The sequence below is a fragment of the Paenibacillus sp. 2KB_20 genome, assembly GCF_052115765.1.
Classification (GTDB): Bacteria; Bacillota; Bacilli; order Paenibacillales; family Paenibacillaceae; genus Paenibacillus_AQ.
This window is the reverse complement of the sequence record NZ_JBFRHH010000003.1, coordinates 235,953-254,905: the sequence shown is the minus strand read 5'-3', so window position 1 is coordinate 254,905 and position 18,953 is coordinate 235,953. Positions and strand designations below refer to the sequence as shown.

The following is an 18,953-nucleotide window of genomic DNA, read 5'->3' as shown; positions in this document are numbered from 1 at the left end:
CGTGCACTTTTTTCTAAGATTATCTTTGAAAATGATGCGTCTGCGCAAAACAACGATCAGCGTTCTTGTGGTACTGTTTGTGGTGCTGTGCTCGACCCTGGCATTTCTGCTGGAGCCCGAAACCTTTCACCATTGGTTTAACGCCCTTTATTGGGTGCTTACCACGATGGCAACCGTAGGTTATGGCGATTACTATGCAGCTACCGTGCCAGGCAAGATATTAACGATATTCATCTATATCTTTGGCATCGGGCTGTTGAGTTTGGTCATCGGTAAGGTGATCGAATCGTTTGGAAGCATGCAGCGGCAGAGAGGAGCGGGCAGGTTGAATTTTAAGGGTAGTGGTCATGTCATCATAATCAATTGGAGCAAAAAAGCAATGTCCGCGATCGATGAGATTTTGTCGTATTCGCCGAAGTCCGAGATTGTGGTCATTGATGATACCAGTCAGCATCCTGTCGAACATCTCGAACAGGTTCATTTTGTAAGCGGCGATCCTGCAGCGGATGACGTGCTGATAAGAGCCAACATCCTGGAGGCCAAATCGGCCATAGTCTTTGCGGATGCTCGGATTGACGAATCGGCTCTCGTGGACGGCAAGTCGCTGCTGATTGTTTCCAGCATTGAACGGATTGCGCCAAATGTACATACCACGGTGGAGATCGTGCAGGAGAAGCATGTTCAGAATTTCCGCTACAATCATGTGAACGAGTTTGTGCTCTCGCACGATGCCGTGTCCCGATTAGCCGTACGCGCGGCCCTGCAGGAAGGAAACTCGGATGTGCTGATGCAGCTGTTGAGCCGCCAGCATGGCGATGATATTTACGAAGTGGCTTTAAATCCTGCATGGAATACTTACGGCGATGCCTTTCAGGATCTGCTGCGGCAAGGAGCGACGCTTATATCCGATCGCAACGACCTCAGCATCAACCGCAAGCTCGATGTGCCGATTCCGCGGGATGCGAGATTGTATGTGGTTTCGGACGAGGCGACCTATAAGCGGATTACCGGCAAGCTTGCTTGATAGGTGGATAAGTAAAATTTTGAACAATGGGGCTGTCCCAAAAGCAGGTCTACATACTTGACGAGATAGCTCGCCTTATGAAAAAAACGTTACAAATAAAGAAATGGCAGTACAGAGGAGAACATCCCTGAACCGTCATTTCTTTGTTTTGGTCTATTGCCGCCTTCTTCAGCAGGTTATGGGTGAGCGAAAGCCACCCGACCTCTGGGCGCACTTTGGACAAGCGCCAGGTCATTGACGTCAAGTGCGGTGCGTCTTTCTGTAAAAATCACTGCTATCCAGCGTGATTGCCTTTATACTGGAAACTGAAAGAGTACCATACTTGGTACCGGCGTCGGAGCGGGTGCCGTGGTGGACGGCAAGCTGATCCATGGCCTGTCCCAATGGGACATATTATTGTTCGCCTCCGGAGGACACCTACGAAGGCACGTGTCCGTACCATAAGGATTGCCTTGAGGGCTTGGCAGCCGGCCCGTCGCTCGGTAGACGCTGGGGCATGGCCGGCGCGGCATGCCTAACCCTTGGTCGCTTGATGGATAAAGGATTTTTCCCTTTATATAAACGCCTATAAAATTTGGATTGTTCTACAGTTGACTTAGGCAGAAGTTCGGGTATACCATACTATGGTAGATTGCCCGATGATGTTGTATCCACTTCATAGTTTCACAAGGAGTAATCATTATGACAATAAAGGCTATATTGATCGGCGCCGGTGTCCGCGGTGCGAACGTTTACGCACCTTATGCCAGGAATCACCCGGATCAATTGCAGTTTGTCGCAGTAGCAGAACCGGATCCGATACGAAGATCTTCGTTTGCGATGCAGTACCATATACCGGATGACCAGATCTACGAGGATTGGCGCGATGTGCTTCAGAAGCCTAGGTTTGCCGATGCTGTCTGGATCTGTACCCAAGATCGTATGCATTATGATGTTGCCATGCTTGCTCTTCGGCAAGGGTATCACGTCCTGCTCGAGAAGCCTATTTCCCCTTCCCCGCTGGAATGCCTGGAGCTGGAGGAGACGGCCCGAAAGAGCAACCGTTTACTGACTATCTGCCATGTTCTTCGCTATACCCCATTTTGGTCCGGCATTCACCGGATTATTGAACGGGGCGATATCGGCAGGGTGGTGGATATTCAACTCAGAGAAAATATTGGATACGCGCATATGGCCCACAGCTATGTTCGCGGCAATTGGAATAATACAGCTTCGGCGAGTCCGATGATTTTGGCCAAGTCCTGCCATGACCTGGATTTGATCTCTTGGCTGATGGGGCAGGACTGCGTACGCCTTACTTCTTTCGGATCGCTGTTTCACTTTACCAAAGACCAGGCGCCGGAGGGGGCGACGGAGCGTTGCTCTAGCGGCTGCCCGCATCTGAAGGATTGTTGTTATGTGGATCTCCGCTACTATATGGGAGAAGGCCGGCGGAGAGCCAAGCATTTTTCGGACGATCTGTCCGATGCAATGATTCGGAGACAGCTGCCGAATACGCCGTACGGGCGCTGCGTCTATCACTGTGACAATGACGTCGTCGATCATCAAAACGTCAACATGCAGTTCCAGAACGGCGCAACGGCATCATTCTCGTTGTCCGCGTTTACGCATGACAGCTCCCGCACGGTTCAGATTTCAGGGACGCGCGGCGAGATCCGGGGGAATATGGCAAGACAGGAGTTTACGGTATATTCCTTCGTGGATGGCGGGAGCACAGAGATCCGGGTTGAAGACGAGGGTCGCGAAGGAACCGATTCGATGCTGAACGAGTTTTGCGAGCAGGTCAACTGCTTTACGGGCAGTTCCTTAACCTCGGCTTCCGCTTCGATTCAGAGTCACATGATGGCATTTGCGGCAGAGGAATCCCGCTTGAATGAAGGGCAGTGCATTGAGCTAGGAAAGTTGATTGCCAATTACAGAGAGGAAGCCAGCATTTTCCGAAACTCGAATGAAAACGGCGTCAATCGTTACTGCACCGTATGAAGACGAGGGATGCTACAGAGTCAAACCATGACTTTTGGACATCCCTCTTTTTGGTCTGGCTGCCTATTAAGGGATTGACATTCGGATTTGCTTGGATTAATATGGCTTAAATATTACGAACACTTAGAAAAGCGATGAAGAGAAGAGTAGTTAAGATACGTTGTTTGCAGAGAGCTCCTGCCTGGTGAGAATGGAGCAGCAATATTCTTAATGAACAAAGACTCGGAGCTGCGTATGGAATTGGGCGGTTTGCTCAAGGATGTTACGCCGGGACTCTCCCGTTACAGAGATAGGGTATAAGCATCGTGATGCCGTACATGAAGAGGTGAAGATGGCGACAAATTCACAAACCGGGGTGGTACCACGAAGCGTTTATAAAGCTCTCGTCCTCAAGATGACAATCTTGCGGATGGGGGCTTTTTTTGGTTGATACTAAAAGTAAAGGCAGGGGATCAGAATGCATTGGTCAGAACAATGGGCAGATCAGTTAATCGAGAGGTTTCCTGACAAACCGACTCTGGTATGCGCAGCCGGCATCAGCCCTTCCGGGGCTGTGCATATCGGCAATTTCCGGGAGATCGTAACGGTCCATTTTGTGGCAAGAGCGCTGGAAAAGAGGGGCAGGGACGTTCGTTTTATTTTTTCATGGGATGACTTCGATCGGTTCAGGAAGGTTCCCGCGGGGCTGGATCCGGCGTTTGAAAAGTTTATTGGCATGCCGTACGTCGAGGTTCCTTGTCCGTTCGGATGCCATTCTTCCTATGCGGCGCATTATGAGCAGGAGTTTGAGGCTTCCCTGGCGGCATTCGGGATCCAGCCCGAATTTATATATCAAAACCGGGAATATCAGTCTGGACGATATCATCCGTTCATTCTGCATGCGATCAAGCACAGGGCCGAGATTTATAATATACTGCATGCCTTCAAAACGGGCGGAGCCCATGAGTATGAGCGAAATAGTTACTATCCTGTAAACGTGTATTGTCAGGTATGTAGAAGGGATACCACCGTCATACAACACTTCGACGAACCCGGAGAGAGCCTGACCTATGCCTGCCGATGCGGGCATCAAGCCACCTTGCCGATCCTTCGGGCAAACAATATCAAGTTGCAGTGGAAAATCGATTGGCCTATGCGCTGGAAGATGGAATGCGTGTCGTTTGAACCCGGGGGCAGAGACCACTCATCTGAAACGGGCAGTTATAACGTAGCCAAGGTCATTTCGGAGAGAATTTTCGGGAATCCGCCACCGTCGTATGCAGCCTATGAGTTTATTCGGATCAAGGGGAATCAGGCCAAAATGTCCAGCTCGACCGGAACCAATTACACCCCAGGCGATCTGCTGAAAATATACCCGCCTGAAATCATCCTGTATATGTTCGCGAAATATCAGCCGGATGCTTCCTTCCATATTGGACTTGATGAAGACGTGATCCGCAATTACACCGAATATGAACGATATCGGAATCAAGATGGTTCCAAGCACATGAGCGGCGATATTCAAGCAACGCTGGAACTTTCCGGGACAGACGGAAAACCGGGGCCGACTCCGAAATTCGGCCAGATCTCCGGCATACTGCCGCTCGTGGATTTTGACCGGCAGCTTCTGCAGGAGGTTTTGCACCGAGTGGGCGAAAAGGTTGAGCCGGAGCTGCTTGAACCCATTGCACGGCGAGCTGAGCATTGGATCAAATACCATTATCCGCAAAAGCAAATCTCCGTGAACGAAGAACAGGACCATGAGCTGTACGGGACGCTGGATTCAGTGGAGAAGCAATGGCTTCATCACTTTTGCGATCTGTTGAAGGATGACAAGCTCGATGATGCCAGCCGACTGGAGAAGATTTATGCGATCTGCCATCATGATGACAGCAAGACGATGAGGAAAAATCAGAAGAGGTTGTTCGGTCTCATCTACCAGTTTGTCCTTCACCGCCATGAAGGTCCCCGTCTCCCGATCTTGATCCAAGTTGTCGGTGTACATCGACTGCTCGCGCTGCTGGATTTTCGGGAATGACACTTGGGTCAGCGGTCGGATGGATATATTCCAAAGTTAAAAACGCCCCTGTTTAACATTGGGCGTTTTTTCCTATAGAATTCAGACCATCTCTCTTAGCATGCTTTGGCTGCTTTTCTCCAGCGTCATAGGAAACATTTTCACTTTCCCGGGCGATAAGGCTAGAACCTCTTCATATGCGGCGGCAGATGCATAGACCAGATCAGATTCCTCGATCCGTTGCAGTAGGTCCTCCCGATTATCCAGTCCAGCCAAGCTGGCGTAGACCCCTTCAATACCGGCTTCTTCCATGCGGCTGGCCATCCACTGTGCACCTGCCTTACCCAAGCAGACAAAGCTGATATTACTTCCTGGTGTAAGCCGGGCAATATCAAGTAGGACCGACGTTTCCGCATTCGCGCCAATGACGGATACTTTTTTGTCGTATTTGCTGCATAGGGCCTTTACTTCGTTATCGTGGTTTAATGTAGTGATTATGAGGTTTGAGTACTCCAGTGCCTCGAATAAGGCTTCCTTCCCCGTCAACAGATCCTCCAGAAATACCGTTTTCACTTCGGTACCCGTCATTTGCTCAATGGCTTTCTGATAAAAAGGATAATCATGTTCCTTACATTCGATGAACAAAATCCGCTGTTTCGTGTTCAGGACAGGCTCCTGCAGCAGCGTATAGGCGAGGGATGCGGCAAAAAATTCGCTCGCCGGGATGTTAACAGAGCTAAGCTCCTCCGTCGTTCGCTTTACCAGCTCATGCATTAGCTTTCTGCGAGTTCTGAGCTCTTCTACCTGTGCATTGTTCAATACCTGCGTGCCTTTTCCCTTATGCATCGAGACGATCCCCTCATCCTTCAACTGGTTGTAGACCAGATTTACGGTATTGCGGTTCAGCCCCAGCAGATCCGCCAGCGCACCGGCCGGAGGCAGCATATCGAAGGGTTCGATCTGTCCAATCCCAATCAACCACTTTAATTGCTCTTTGACCTGTGTGCTGACATTAAGGGTGGCGTGTGGGTCGACTCGAAGCATGAGTTTATGCGGCATAACAAAACCTCATTTCCTAGTCAAATAGTAATTTAACTATACATAATTATTCGTTAATTATCAAGAAAAGTATTGACATATATGGCTGTAAGTCATTATCTTATATATAACTAAATAACTAGTTAATTATGAATATTGGAGGGTTACGATGAAGTATCAGGTAGCAGCATATGTACAAAAAATGAAAGGTGGGGCTAGAAGTCCGTTGACCGTCCGTCCCATGAATATTGCCATTGGTTTTATCGGCGGCGCTATTTCCATCGGGTTATTAGCTCTTCTGACGTCGCTTGCAGAGAGTATTTGGATCATGGCACCTTTTGGTGCGAGCTGTGTGCTTGCGTTTGCGGTTTGGGATGCGCCGCTATCACAGCCAAGGAACCTCATTGGAGGGCATCTGATTTCCACTTTCACGGGACTTGTAACGCTTGAGGTTCTGGGGGACGGAATCTGGGCTATGGCCATTGGTGTGGGAGCGGCGATCAGCTTGATGGGCATAACCAAGACGACCCACCCTCCGGCTGGTGCAGATCCCTTGGTTGTCATTATGGCTGGCAGCGGCTGGTCATTCTTATTTACGCCGGTGCTTGCCGGCTCGGTCATGATCGTGGTTGTGGCTCTGCTCGTCAATAATGCGGTAAAGGAGCGAAGATATCCGACATTTTGGTGGTGAAGGCAGTTTTTTCTTTGATGAATAAACGGTAATCATGGTAATATCTTCAATCTTATATCGTCAACAACAGACTCGGATCTACAAGGGACCGGGTCTAATTTATGTTGTTTGGCCGCGGATCTGAGATTTCCCAAACTAATTTATGTACCACGATGCGAGGAAATCCAAACCGAAATCATAAAAAATAGGAGATACTTACCACTTGATCCCGGGTGTCAAATCTATAGAATATTACACAATCCCGGTACAGGACTCTATTCTTATTTTGTATAAAAGGTTAATATTGCCAAACCTTTACAGAATGCGGTTCTCAGCCGTTTTTTTATACGACTTTGGTATCAAATTTGTAATAACTATGGATAATGATGTAAAAATGACCGGAACTTTAGCAATTTTTCTGCGTTTAACCTTATGATTCACGAAAATTTTCTGAAAATCTTCGTCATCTCGCTGCGTTCCTCTGATGGACTGAAGTCGTGCGGTTCCAGCCTTATCGGGCTGCGATGCTTTCACTGCACACAACTAACATCAGGCTGTGAAGTTGTCAAATGACAGGGACGAGGAGGCAGCGGAACGCTTTATCGGGGGAAAAATGTGGAAGAGGTTTGTTTTACTTCTTTTTGACTACTATCGATATTGGAAAAGTTGGTAAAGAAGGAATATGGTATCGGGAACGCATCGGCTATACAATGACGAGTATGGCTCAGTCGTCATATGTCGGTGCAGCAACAAGCATGTCATAGAAAGGGCAGGTGAGCAACGAAGACGATGAGCAGGCGAAAATGGTGGGTGATCGCAGCACTTTGCACAATAGTGCTTCTCTGCGGTGCTGCTGTAATTCAAGGATATCTACGGCCGTCATTAAAAACGTATGCGGATGCGGACGGCGTGAAAATGAAATTCAAAACAGAGGGAACCTCCTTTCTGGAATATGAGGATGACGAAGTTTGGAAAGAGGTTTTTGCCAAAGGCGTGAATCTTGGGGCAACCGTACCTGGACATTATCCCGGTGAGCTTCCGGCAACGGAGGAGGATTACCTTCGCTGGTTTAAACAGATTGATGACATGGGAGCGAATGTAATCAGGGTCTACACCGTGCATAATCCGGTCTTTTATTCTGCATTGGTGAAATATAACCGGGATAAAGGCGATGACCCCTTGTACTTCATGCAGGGCATTTGGTCACCGGAGGAGCAGCTAATCGAGCGTAAGGATGCGTATGACGAAGAAATCATCCAGACGTTCAAAGCGGAGATATCGAAGGCTGTTGCTGCTGTCTACGGTGATATCAACGTTGAGCCGAAGCATGGACAGTCGAGTGGCAAATATAAGGTCAATGCAGGCAAGTACCTAATGGCCTGGCATGTGGGAACCGAATGGGACCCTGCCATGGTCGATAACACCAACACGGTACATAAGGATGTTCCTCAGTATGAGGGGTCCTATTTCTCGGGGACGAAGGACGCAAGTCCCTTCGAGAATTGGCTGGCATCTTTATTGGACTATACAGCTGCCGAGGAGCAGAAGTATGGGTGGCAGCATCCGATGACATTTACCAATTGGGTCACAACCGATGTGCTTGAGCATCCGGGGGAACCGCTGTTTGAGGAAGACCTGGTGTCTGTCGATGCGAGGCATGTAGAACCGGTGAACTGGGATGCAGGATATTTTGCCGCATACCATGTGTATCCGTACTATCCGGATTTTTTCCGTACGGACAAAACATTACAGACCATTCCCGATGGGGATGGGGGATACAACACGTACAAAGCCTACTTGCGAAAATTGAAGGCGGCGTTCGAGGATATGCCGATTATGGTCACCGAATACGGCGTACCGTCATCCATCGGTATTTCACACCATGGTCCTGGAGGTAAGGATCAAGGGGGACACGACGAAGCTGAGCAAGGCTCGGTCAACATCTCGCTGACCCAGGATATCTACGACGAAGGTTATTCCGGGGCCATCTTGTTCATGTGGCAGGACGAATGGTTCAAGAAGACATGGAATACGATGCCTTTTGAAATACCGGCAGACCGCCGGGCATTCTGGTTGAATGTGCTGACGAATGAGAAGATGTTCGGCGTTCTTGCCATGCAGCCGGGCAAGGCAGAGCAGATCACGATCGACGGAGATCTCAGCGATTGGGATAAGGTCCCCGAAGGGGAAGTCAAGACCTGGTCCGGAACAGCTCCGGGCGTCAAGAGCATGAAGCTGACGCATGATGAGGCCTATCTGTATATCGGAATGGAACTGGAAGAAGCATTTGATCCCGAACGTTCCAAGCTCTTTATCGGTGCAGACACGATCCCTGGCGGCGACATTCCCAAGAAAGAGCTAGCTGGACGAACGCTCAAAGGCGGGGCTTTGGAAACTTTAATTCAGTTAGGCCAAGAGGATGAGTCCCAGGTCACCATAGCACCATCATACGATTTCCACAGCCGGTTGTACGGTAAGGAGGGATATTGGATGCTGCCAGGTGAGGAAGCCAAGGGGACCAAGGATGATCCTGTAGTGCCTGGAGGTTCGTTTCATTCCTGGAAGCTGGCCATCAGCCTGCTGATGAATCCGCCGGATACCCGCTTCTCCCATCCGTTTGTGGATGAGAGAGTGGGGATGCTGAAACGGGGGACCAGTGATCCGCAATCTCCGGATTTTAATTCTCTTACAGCCTGGCAGTATCAAGACAGATTCGTTGAGATGAGAATCCCTTGGATGCTGCTCGGATTCGGGGATCCGAGTTCGCTGCAGGTGCTGGATTACAGTCCGCTTCAAGACAAGCGTACATTCAGCACGATCACAGCGGAAGGTATCCGGCTGGCTCCGTGGATCGCACAGCGATCTAAGAACAACGGGGATTCAGCGTCAGGATCGGCGGAATCCATCAACCTGGAGGAGATCGAACCCTATACTTGGGAGCTGTGGGAAGCAACCAAGTACAGTGAACGATTAAAACAAAGCTATTATGATATGCAGGACATATTCACCCGTCTGCCTGAAACGGAGCGGGAACCAGATGCTAAATAAAAGGAGGAGCCATCGGATATGTTTTCAAATTTAGAAATGGCATACGTCTTCGCCTATGTATGTCTCGGCCTTATTGCAGCCGGCATTATCCTGTTGTTCCAAATGAAGATCAAGCACAATGCCATACAAAGAGAAACGGAACGCTTAACAGAAAAACATCATGATTATTTTGTGTATGTGCAGAGTCATCTGCATGACGATACGACGCTGGAGCTTCCTCCGGGCAAATTGACATCGGCAGAGCGCCGAGTCATTCAAGCCAAGTTCATCGAGTGGATCGAGCAATTCAAAGGGGACGCCAGAGAGAAGCTCCTGCGCTTATGCCGGGAAGCCGGATTTGTGGAAGAGGAGATTCGGGCATTATCCAGCCTGCGGAAAGACCGCCGTATTGAAGCGGTCTACCGCCTTGGGGGGATGCGTGCGGAAGAGGCTGTGCCGCAGCTTCAGCATCTGATGAACCGTACGAAATATGGTCCGATGACCATCATCATTGCACGGGCGATTGCCAAAAGCGCAGTTCAGTCACAGCAGATTCGGGAAATGTTGTCCAAGCTGCTGTCCTACGATAAAGCCATTCATCATATGGCTGCCGATATTTTGCTTGAAACCCGGCTGGATTCGGCCAGCCTTATGCGCAAGCTCTTGGATGATCCCGATCCTGGACTGGTCAAGGTTTCGCTTGTAGCCATGTGGGGGCAGGCCATTCCGGCTGTCGTGCCGGCACTCGATCGATTGGTTGGATCCGAGGAAAAGGACGTGCGTGCGGAGGCGGTCAAGCTGTATCTTGGCTCCTACCCGGCCCTGAAGGATGATACCATTGCGGAGCTCATGAATGATCATGAGTGGGAAGTACGCGCAGCAGCGGCAAAAGCGTTGGGACGGCTTCATGCCGCAGGCAGCATTCCGATTCTGGCTTCCGCCTTGAAGGACGAGAATTGGCATGTGCGCAACAACAGCGCGGAGAGCCTGGCCATGTTGGGAGAACAAGGCTTCGAGACTTTGTGCCAAGCCGCATTGACAGGAGAAGGTCCGGCCAGGGAAACGGCCTTGTACCGGATCGAACGGATCATGTCAAACGAAGGCGAATACGAGCAAGTTGAGCAAATGGTGGCCTTTAATAAAAAGAAACTGGTGTACGATCGTTATTTCGGTGTTCAAACGAACAAACGGATCGGCACAGTTGCAGGAGTAGGAGGAGATTACACTGCTTAGAGATATCCTGCTCACTTACGGTATGGTGGCGATATATTACGTCATGATCGTTAGCGCGCTTTATTTTGTAATTCTGATGTTTTCTTTCAGAAATATTAAAGATATTTTCAGACGCGCGACGTATTCCAAATACAATACGCTCTCGGGTTCGGAACTGGTTCCATCGGTATCTTTGCTGGTTCCGGCCTATAACGAAGAGCTGACCATTGCGGAGAATGTCCGCTGTCTGATGACGCTGAACTATCCAACCTACGAGGTCATCGTCATTAATGACGGGTCCTCCGACGAGACGCTGAAGGTGCTGATTGAGGAGTACGGTTTGACACTGCTGCCCAATCCGGAGGTCCGCGGCAATATCAATACGAACAAGGTTCGCGGCATTTATTATAATCCGCAGTACCCGCAGCTTTACCTCATTGACAAAGAGAACGGCGGTAAGGCGGATTCATTGAACGCGGGCATTAACCTGTCCCGTTATCCGCTGATTTCTTCCATCGATGCCGATTCATTGCTGGAGAAGGATGCGCTGATTCGGATGGCCCGCATGTATATGGAGAATCCCGAGGAAACGGTGGCCATCGGCGGAGATGTTCGAATCGCCAATGGCTGCGTGATTGAGAATGGAGAGGTTAAGGACGTATCCTTGCCTCGCCGGATATGGCCGATGTTCCAATCAATCGAATATATGAAAGCTTTCCTGGGAGGACGAATCGGGTGGAGTCATTTCAACGGACTTATCATCGTGTCGGGAGCCTTCGGCTTGTTCCGCAAAGATTATGTCATTGCGGTGGGCGGCTATCGGGGAGGTTACCCCGGGGAAGATATGAACATCATTATCAAGCTGCACCGCTATATGCTGGAAAATAAAATCAAATATCGAGTTTCCTTTTGCCCGGAAGCGGTGTGCTGGACGCAAGCGCCGGACAGCTACAATATTTTGTCCAATCAGCGCAAGCGCTGGGGACGGGGAAACTTGAAGAACATGATCGAGAACCGCGATATGGTGTTCAATCCGAAATATAAAGTCATGGGCTTGTTGACGATGCCCTACAACGTTATTTTTGAAGCGCTAAACCCTTATTTCAGAATTACGGGCCTTCTGGCTCTGCTTGGATATGTTTTGCTGGATATGACAAATTGGCATGTGCTGGTCGTGTTTGGACTCGTCAATTTTTTAAGTGGGTACCTGCTCAGCGTGGGCGCTCTCATCCTGGAGGAGATGGCCTTCCGCCGGTATACCAAATTGTCCGATCTGGTGAAGATGCTCCTCTTCTCGGCACTCAAATTCGTGGGTTACCACCAGTTAGGTGTGCTGTGGAGAGTGCAGGGGCATATTCAATATCTGCAAAACAACAATTCATGGGGTACCATGACCCGGCAGAGCTGGAAAGATAAGAACAAGGCTGCCTGACTTCAAGGCCCGGTTCATATGTAACAGCATCAAAATATAAAGAGAGGTGGGACCTACAGTTATGTCTCAATCCGCAACATTGCAACGCGTGCAGGCCTTTGATTTTTACGGCCGCCTGGAGGAGGAAGTGAGAAACCATAGCCATGGGACAGCATTGCTGTTTCTGTACTGTGCAGGCAATCCGTCCGAGACGGAGGCTGGGCTGGCGGAGGTTCAAAACTTTGTGGACCAGTTGTCCGGCGTGAATGGTGAGGTACTGCAAGACACCAATACCGGTGTATTGGCTGTCACCTTGCCTGGATATTCGCTGGATGCCGCCCATTATCAGGCGCTGCTCCTGAAGCAGCATCTGCAAGGCCGTTTGGAGCAAGCAGATCCGCGTATTACGCTTGCAGCGCTTACCGAAGCGCCGTCAGCGTTGACGCTGAAGCAGATGGCGGAAGCGGCCAAGCTCAGCACCTCTTCGGATATTCATATATTTACGCAGGAGGAAGTAGACAGCGGTCAAAACCGCATTCTCATCGTGGATCAAGATGCCACGGTGAGGGAGTTCTTACAGATCCGCTTGACCATGCAAGGTTATGAAACACTTGAAGCGGTAGATGGTCTGGAGGCACTGGATCTTATCCCGAAATGGGAGCCGGATCTTGTGCTGACCGAGCTCAATCTGCATGGCATCGATGGACTGCCTTTCATTCATCATATCCAGCAGCTGGATGTGAAGGAACCGCCGAAAATTGTGGTATTAACCGAAAAACGTGTGGAGCAAACGATCAGCCAATGCTTCCAAAACGGGGTGGATGATTATGTAACCAAACCGTTCTCGCCGGTGGAGCTGGATGCCCGCATCCGCCGCTGCCTTCATTAAACACATCGTTATTAACGCTTTTAGTTTGATCAGAATTGATGAATGATACGTGATTACTTGAGCTGAGAGGTTCTTTAATCGCAAGGAGAGAGTTCAACAAAACGAGGTCTGTCTTTTGGCGAATGGGCAAAAGAAATAGACAAATAGACTATACATCCGATGGAGGTTGAATACTTGTGAATGAGGAATATGAAACTTTATTGAGTGCCATTGAGAATAAGAAAGCCGTTCTGGGTGTTGTGGGACTGGGATATGTAGGATTGCCGCTGGCTGTAGAAATGGTAAAACAGGGATTCACGGTCATCGGTATCGATCTGGATTCTGACAAAATTGACCGAATTTACCGCGGCGAGTCCTATATTACGGACATCTCGTCCGAAGAGCTTGCGGCATGCATGGAAACCGGACGCTTTAAGCCGACAACGGATTACAGCATGATTGCTGTGATTGACGCGGTCAGCATCTGCGTGCCAACGCCGCTCAGTGAGAATCAGGACCCGGATACTTCCTACATTACAATGGTAGTCGATCAGCTCAAGCGCTTTATGAAGCCTAATCTGTTAATTACGCTGGAAAGCACGACTTATCCGGGAACCACGGAGGAACTGATTCAACAGCCGATTGAGAAGCTCGGTTATAAGGTTGGCCAAAACTTTTATCTGTGCTTCTCGCCGGAACGGGTCGATCCCTCCAACAGCCGGTTCAATACACGGAATACGCCGAAGGTCATCGGCGGAACGACGGAAGCCTGCCTAAAGCTGGGCGAAGCGTTGTACAAGCAATACGTGGAGACGGTGGTACCCGTCAGCAACCCGAAGGTGGCGGAAATGTCCAAGCTGCTGGAGAATACGTTCCGCAGCGTGAATATTGCCTTTGTCAACGAGATGGCCATGATGTGTGACCGCATGGGCATTGATGTATGGGAAGTGATCAATGCAGCGGCAACCAAGCCGTTCGGATTCATGCCGTTCTATCCGGGACCGGGCATCGGCGGCCATTGCATCCCGCTGGATCCCATGTATCTGTCCTGGAAGGCCAAGGGCTTTCGCTTCTATAGCAAATTCATTGAGCTGGCACAGTCCACCAACGATAATATGCCTTACTACGTGATCAACAAGGCGGCTACGATTCTGAATGAATATGCCAAATCGATCAAGCGCTCCAATATCCTGCTGTTAGGCATGGCTTACAAACCGGATATCAGCGATTTGCGTGAATCTCCGGGTCTTGAAGTATATGAACAGTTCAAGGAAAATGGTGCCTATGTGGATTATTACGATCCGTATGCCCACAGTTTTGTGGATAAGCAAGGTGGAACGATTCACAGCGTGGAGTATGATCTTGCGAAATTCAGCGGTTACGATTGCATCGTCCTCATCACAAACCACAGCAATCTGGATTATCATTCAATCGCTTCGACCGGTGTGCCGATCTTAGATACGCGAAATGCATTTAAAGCGTTCGCCGAACCTCATATTTACAAGATCGGCCATTCTGTTCAGCATGTAGCTGAGCCGGGTGAGGCTGTCTTGATCTAATGAAATGGACGAGAAGAATGAGGCCTATACATGCAAAAGCGAAGTGGATCATCCTGGTTGCCGGCATCTGTCTTTTGCTGCTGATCCTTTTTCTTCTCCCGTCAGGCAAGGTGAATCAGAACAAGGCTACATGGCTGTGGGATGCAAGTCTGATCCGAAGTGAAACGGAGGAGATTGTAGCCTTTAGCGGCAGGGAAGGCATTACAACGATCTTTTTGCAGATTCAACAAGAGGTGACGGACGAGGAGTACCGCCATTTTGTGGCCGCAGCACATCAGCAGGGCATCAGTGTTCACGCCTTGAACGGTCAGCCGGATTGGGCTTATGAAGAAGGCCGGCGAAAAGGGATGGAGCTGCTGACCTGGCTGGAAGCGTACAATCGTACGGCTGCGCCTGAGGAGAAATTCGAGGGCGTGCAGTTCGATGTCGAGCCTTATGTGCTCCGGAGATGGGGCCGCGAACAGGCACAGGTGGTGGAAGAATGGAGCGCGAACATGGAGGTTTGGGTGCAGGAGGCGAAGCGTCAGGGGCTCTCTTTCAGTGCGGCCGTTCCATTCTGGCTGGACAAGGTACCTGGACCGCGCAGCGCGGGTGCCGACTCCTTCAGCCGCTGGATGATCCAGAACACGGACGCGATTGCCGTTATGGCGTACCGGGACAGCGGGGAGCAGATGTATGAGTTGTCCAAGGAAGAGCTGGAGCAGGCGGATGAACTCGGCAAGTCCGTCTGGATCGGCATGGAGCTCGGGGATACGGAGGAAGGCGAGCATCTGACCTTCTTTGCCAAGAGCGAACAGGAGATGGAGGACGAAGCCCTGCGTGCCGCCAAACTTGGCAGCGACCATTCCTCCTTTGCGGGAATGGCCGTCCATCACTACCAAGCTTGGGTTCATAAACGAACCGCGATGGCTGGGGAAGAGCCTTGATTTGCATGAGATTCCATTACGATTTCCAGGTTAAATGGTAACAGCATGAACAACATGAATCATTCACTATTCAACATACCTTCGAAGGTCTTTATAGACTTTCGAAGGTATTTTTTTTGTCTGACAGGGGGGGAGGCCCAAGTTTGAAACGGAAATTGTTTAGAAATTGTATAGAACTGAATTCTATAATGTGAATCATCAAGCGGCAAGGGGTAGGAGTCGGTTTTGAAAAAACATGGGACAACGGATTACATAAGCTGGACAACCGGGGTTCGTTATTGTAATTCAAAGATATGAAAATGATGAAAATTCATGAATTTTTCAAAAAAGTTATAGCAATTATGATACGTTGGTGATATATTCTATTGGTTTATTCAGGAAGGGCTTTAAGAAAAACCCTGTTTGAAATTTAAAAGGAGTATCCAGATGAAAAGAGATTCTAGTAAAACCCGAAAGTTATACATACTTACGAGAATGACCGGACTGTTGTTAACCCTGGCGTTATTGGGTGGTTGCGGTCTTTTTGGAGGTAAGCAAGCTCCCGGCGATGAAGCGGGCGGTTCGACAGCGGCTGTTCAAAAAGTGGAACGGTATACGGGAGAGAAGAGTAGGGAAATCCCGTTTGTTTATACGGCCAAGAAAGAATTAGCGCTTACCTTTAACGGCATGGGCGATAAAGCGACCATGATGGCCCTGATCGATGAGCTGGATGCGTACGGAATCAAGGCGACCTTCTTTCTTCCGGGCATCCGAGTGGCGGAGGAACCGGACATCGCGGATGCCATTTTGTCCAGAGGTCATGAAATTGAGAACAATACGCTCAATCAGCTCGATATGAATCAGCTTGATTACGATCAGATCTATAAGGAGATCAAGCTTGCGAACGATGTCATTGAGCGGGAAACGGGCGCCCAGCCCCGCTATGTTCGGACACGCTCCGGCGATTATCCGGAAGAAGTGCCACTGGCAGCCGCGCATCTCGGGATGAAGGCTGTTGTAAGTTATAACATCAATCCTAAGGACCGCAACATGCAGAGTGCTGAAGAGATTGGAGAGTATGTGACCAGGTTCATCTCCAGAGGCGGCATTATTTCCATGAATACCGACGTCAATCCCGAAGTGATATCTTCTATTAAATACATCGCCCAGGCAGTGGACGATATCGGATATCGATTGGTCACGCTGGATGAGCTGGTGCGAAATGGCGGCGAGCGAAAACCGCTCGAGTTAATTCCGGGATACGACGCTGCGAGAATGAACCCGGATTATGAACAGGCGAAATATGAACTGGTTTATAAAGTCAATACCAACAAAAAAGAAATTGCCCTGACGTTTGATGATTTCGGTAGTGATAAAACGGTTACCCGCATCCTTGATATTTTGGCGGAGCATGACGTGAAAGCCACCTTCTTCCTGCGGGCCAAAGGAGTGGAAAGCAACCCGAATTTGGCGCGGGCGATGGTGGAAGGCGGACATGATGTGGCTAATCATTCCTACAGTCATCCCGTCGTGACATCGCTAACGCCCGAAGAGCTGCAGAAGGATGTCGTCAAGGCCCACCAGGTCATTACGGAGGCCATACAGCAGCAGCCTGTCATGCTGTTTCGTCCGCCGACCGGTGTGGTTGATGATGAACGGGCCAAAGCGCTGGCGGCTACCGGTTACCCGGTCATTGCGATGTATGATGTGACGACGCTGGATTGGGATGTTTCCAATAGTGCCGACGATATTGTGAACGGGGTAATGACAAAGACACAACGGGGAAGCGTCATTTTGCTGCATATGCTGGATGACATTCATACCATTGAAGCTCTGCCAAGTGTACTGGAAGGGCTGAAGAATAAAGGATATACGTTTGTAAAAATGGCGGACATGATGCAGCTGCAGGACAAAGCCGCAATGGAGATGGAATAAGATGGATTTATATGTAAATATGTTGGATCGCGTGGACAAATTGGCGGTCGTCGGTCTTGGATATGTGGGCCTGCCGCTGGCGGTCGCATTCTCAAGAAAGCTGGATGTCATCGGTTTCGATCTGAGCGAGGCCAAGGTGCAGCAGTATCGCAGCGGATTCGATACTACCGGTGAGATCGGGGATACTTCGCTTGCGAACTGCACGGCTGCCTTCACCTCGGATCCGGACAAGCTCAAAGAAGCTCGCTGCTTTATTGTCGCCGTTCCGACGCCCGTAAAAAGCGGAAATGTCCCGGACCTGAAATTCGTGCGCAATGCCAGCCGTTTGGTCGGCCGCGCCTTGACCCGGGGAGCGGTTGTAGTGTATGAGTCAACGGTTTATCCGGGCGTTACGGAGGAAGTGTGCATTCCGATTCTTGAAGAGGAGTCCGGCCTGCGCCTGGGCGAGGATTTCAAGGTGGGGTATTCCCCGGAACGAATCAATCCCGGAGACCAGGTGCACAGGCTCGAGACCATCGTGAAAATTGTGTCCGGCAATGACCCGAAGGCGCTGGAGACGGTTGCCAGCCTATATGAGCTGATCATTGATGCGGGCGTCCACCGGGCGGAAAGCATCCGGGTGGCGGAAGCGGCCAAGGTTATCGAGAATGCCCAGCGCGATATCAATATCGCCTTCATGAACGAGCTCTCCATGCTGTTCAATCAGATGGATATCGATACGAATGCCGTGCTGCGGGCGGCGGAGACGAAGTGGAATTTCCTCCCGTTCCGGCCGGGGCTCGTTGGCGGGCATTGCATCGGAATTGATCCTTATTATCTGACGTATAAGGCCGAGGATACGGGATATCATTCCAAGATTATTTTGGCCGGTCGGCATATCAATGACGGAATGGGGAAATACATCGCCCAGCATGTCATTAAACTCGCGGTTCGCCAAGGTATTGATCTGATGCGGGCGAAGGTGGCGGTAATGGGTCTGGCCTTTAAGGAAGACTGCCGGGATATCCGCAACTCCAAAGTAATCGATATTATCACGGAGCTGCAGGACTACGGAATCCAGCCGATGGTGGCGGACCCGCACGTGGACCGACATCAGGCATATGAGGAATATGGTATTGAGCTGTCGGACATGAGTGAACTGAGAGACATCCAGATTGCGGTGGTCGCTGTTGCTCACCGGGAGTTCAAGCAGCTTGGGGTTGCCGAATTCAAGGACATGTTTAGCTCTGCAGAGGCGAAGCTTCTGATCGACGTGAAGGGAGCTTATCCAAAAACCGAATATGAAGCGAATGGCTTTCATTATTGGAGTTTGTAGATAACGATGG

At 50.0% G+C, this 18,953-nt stretch carries 13 protein-coding genes, 2 pseudogenes and 1 other annotated feature; of the genes and pseudogenes, 13 read left to right on the top strand and 2 right to left on the bottom strand.

Annotation, left to right across the window (positions count from 1 at the left end):
• Position 1 precedes the first annotated feature (1 nt).
• Positions 2-1,024, top strand: a complete 1,023-nt coding sequence (locus AB4124_RS10515; RefSeq protein WP_441972761.1) for an ion channel — start codon at positions 2-4, stop codon at positions 1,022-1,024.
• 124 nt (positions 1,025-1,148) lie between these two features.
• Here the strand turns inward: AB4124_RS10515 and AB4124_RS10510 are convergent.
• Positions 1,149-1,247, bottom strand: a pseudogene (locus tag AB4124_RS10510) (transposase); the annotation flags it as partial.
• Between the two features lie 98 nt (positions 1,248-1,345).
• Between AB4124_RS10510 and AB4124_RS10505 the strand changes: the two are divergent.
• From AB4124_RS10505 to lysS, 3 genes and pseudogenes are all read left to right on the top strand, one after another.
• Positions 1,346-1,529 (top strand): annotated as a pseudogene (locus tag AB4124_RS10505) (ROK family protein); the annotation flags it as partial.
• A gap of 173 nt (positions 1,530-1,702) precedes the next feature.
• Positions 1,703-3,007: a Gfo/Idh/MocA family protein gene (locus AB4124_RS10500; RefSeq protein WP_339293496.1), complete on the top strand. Its 1,305-nt coding sequence runs from the start codon at positions 1,703-1,705 to the stop codon at positions 3,005-3,007.
• Positions 3,008-3,132: 125 nt separating this feature from the next.
• Positions 3,133-3,401 (top strand) — a binding site (T-box leader).
• 63 nt (positions 3,402-3,464) lie between these two features.
• Entirely contained in the window at positions 3,465-5,024 is a 1,560-nt protein-coding gene (gene lysS / locus AB4124_RS10495; protein ID WP_441972759.1) for a lysine--tRNA ligase, read from the top strand.
• 81 nt (positions 5,025-5,105) lie between these two features.
• On the opposite strand, the gene AB4124_RS10490 is transcribed toward lysS, so the two are convergent.
• Positions 5,106-6,062 (bottom strand): GntR family transcriptional regulator, encoded by a 957-nt coding sequence (locus AB4124_RS10490; RefSeq protein ID WP_441972758.1) that lies wholly within the window; start codon positions 6,060-6,062, stop codon positions 5,106-5,108.
• A 148-nt stretch (positions 6,063-6,210) separates the two neighbouring features.
• On the opposite strand from AB4124_RS10490, the gene AB4124_RS10485 reads away from it, so the two are divergent.
• From AB4124_RS10485 to AB4124_RS10445, 9 genes are all read left to right on the top strand, one after another.
• Positions 6,211-6,732, top strand: a complete 522-nt coding sequence (locus tag AB4124_RS10485) for an HPP family protein (protein WP_441972756.1) — start codon at positions 6,211-6,213, stop codon at positions 6,730-6,732.
• Positions 6,733-7,500: 768 nt separating this feature from the next.
• Entirely contained in the window at positions 7,501-9,759 is a 2,259-nt protein-coding gene (locus AB4124_RS10480; protein WP_441972754.1) for a hypothetical protein, read from the top strand.
• An 18-nt stretch (positions 9,760-9,777) separates the two neighbouring features.
• Complete coding sequence (locus tag AB4124_RS10475; protein ID WP_441972752.1) at positions 9,778-10,971, top strand: HEAT repeat domain-containing protein; 1,194 nt, start codon at positions 9,778-9,780, stop codon at positions 10,969-10,971.
• A gap of 43 nt (positions 10,972-11,014) precedes the next feature.
• Positions 11,015-12,382: a glycosyltransferase family 2 protein gene (locus AB4124_RS10470; RefSeq protein ID WP_244878917.1), complete on the top strand. Its 1,368-nt coding sequence runs from the start codon at positions 11,015-11,017 to the stop codon at positions 12,380-12,382.
• Positions 12,383-12,443: 61 nt separating this feature from the next.
• Entirely contained in the window at positions 12,444-13,250 is an 807-nt protein-coding gene (locus AB4124_RS10465) for a response regulator transcription factor (protein ID WP_441972750.1), read from the top strand.
• A 176-nt stretch (positions 13,251-13,426) separates the two neighbouring features.
• Positions 13,427-14,788 carry a nucleotide sugar dehydrogenase gene (locus AB4124_RS10460; RefSeq protein ID WP_441972748.1) on the top strand — a complete coding sequence of 454 codons (1,362 nt, stop codon included), beginning with the start codon at positions 13,427-13,429 and terminating at the stop codon, positions 14,786-14,788.
• Positions 14,789-14,805: 17 nt separating this feature from the next.
• Complete coding sequence (locus tag AB4124_RS10455) at positions 14,806-15,714, top strand: hypothetical protein (protein WP_441972746.1); 909 nt, start codon at positions 14,806-14,808, stop codon at positions 15,712-15,714.
• A gap of 426 nt (positions 15,715-16,140) precedes the next feature.
• On the top strand, positions 16,141-17,628 hold the full coding sequence (locus tag AB4124_RS10450) for a polysaccharide deacetylase family protein (RefSeq protein WP_441972744.1): 1,488 nt from the start codon (positions 16,141-16,143) through the stop codon (positions 17,626-17,628).
• Position 17,629: 1 nt separating this feature from the next.
• Positions 17,630-18,943, top strand: a complete 1,314-nt coding sequence (locus tag AB4124_RS10445) for a nucleotide sugar dehydrogenase (RefSeq protein ID WP_441972742.1) — start codon at positions 17,630-17,632, stop codon at positions 18,941-18,943.
• Positions 18,944-18,953 lie beyond the last annotated feature (10 nt).

What these genes read in the sequence shown, in the direction of transcription:
- AB4124_RS10490 (WP_441972758.1), bottom strand. Translation starts at nt 6,062, where the DNA reads ATGCCGCATAAACTCATGCTTCGAGTCGACCCACACGCCACCCTTAAT.
- AB4124_RS10480 (WP_441972754.1), top strand. Translation starts at nt 7,501, where the DNA reads ATGAGCAGGCGAAAATGGTGGGTGATCGCAGCACTTTGCACAATAGTG.
- AB4124_RS10485 (WP_441972756.1), top strand. Translation starts at nt 6,211, where the DNA reads ATGAAGTATCAGGTAGCAGCATATGTACAAAAAATGAAAGGTGGGGCT.
- AB4124_RS10475 (WP_441972752.1), top strand. Translation starts at nt 9,778, where the DNA reads ATGTTTTCAAATTTAGAAATGGCATACGTCTTCGCCTATGTATGTCTC.
- lysS (WP_441972759.1), top strand. Translation starts at nt 3,465, where the DNA reads ATGCATTGGTCAGAACAATGGGCAGATCAGTTAATCGAGAGGTTTCCT.
- AB4124_RS10470 (WP_244878917.1), top strand. Translation starts at nt 11,015, where the DNA reads ATGATCGTTAGCGCGCTTTATTTTGTAATTCTGATGTTTTCTTTCAGA.
- AB4124_RS10465 (WP_441972750.1), top strand. Translation starts at nt 12,444, where the DNA reads ATGTCTCAATCCGCAACATTGCAACGCGTGCAGGCCTTTGATTTTTAC.
- AB4124_RS10455 (WP_441972746.1), top strand. Translation starts at nt 14,806, where the DNA reads ATGAGGCCTATACATGCAAAAGCGAAGTGGATCATCCTGGTTGCCGGC.
- AB4124_RS10445 (WP_441972742.1), top strand. Translation starts at nt 17,630, where the DNA reads ATGGATTTATATGTAAATATGTTGGATCGCGTGGACAAATTGGCGGTC.
- AB4124_RS10450 (WP_441972744.1), top strand. Translation starts at nt 16,141, where the DNA reads ATGAAAAGAGATTCTAGTAAAACCCGAAAGTTATACATACTTACGAGA.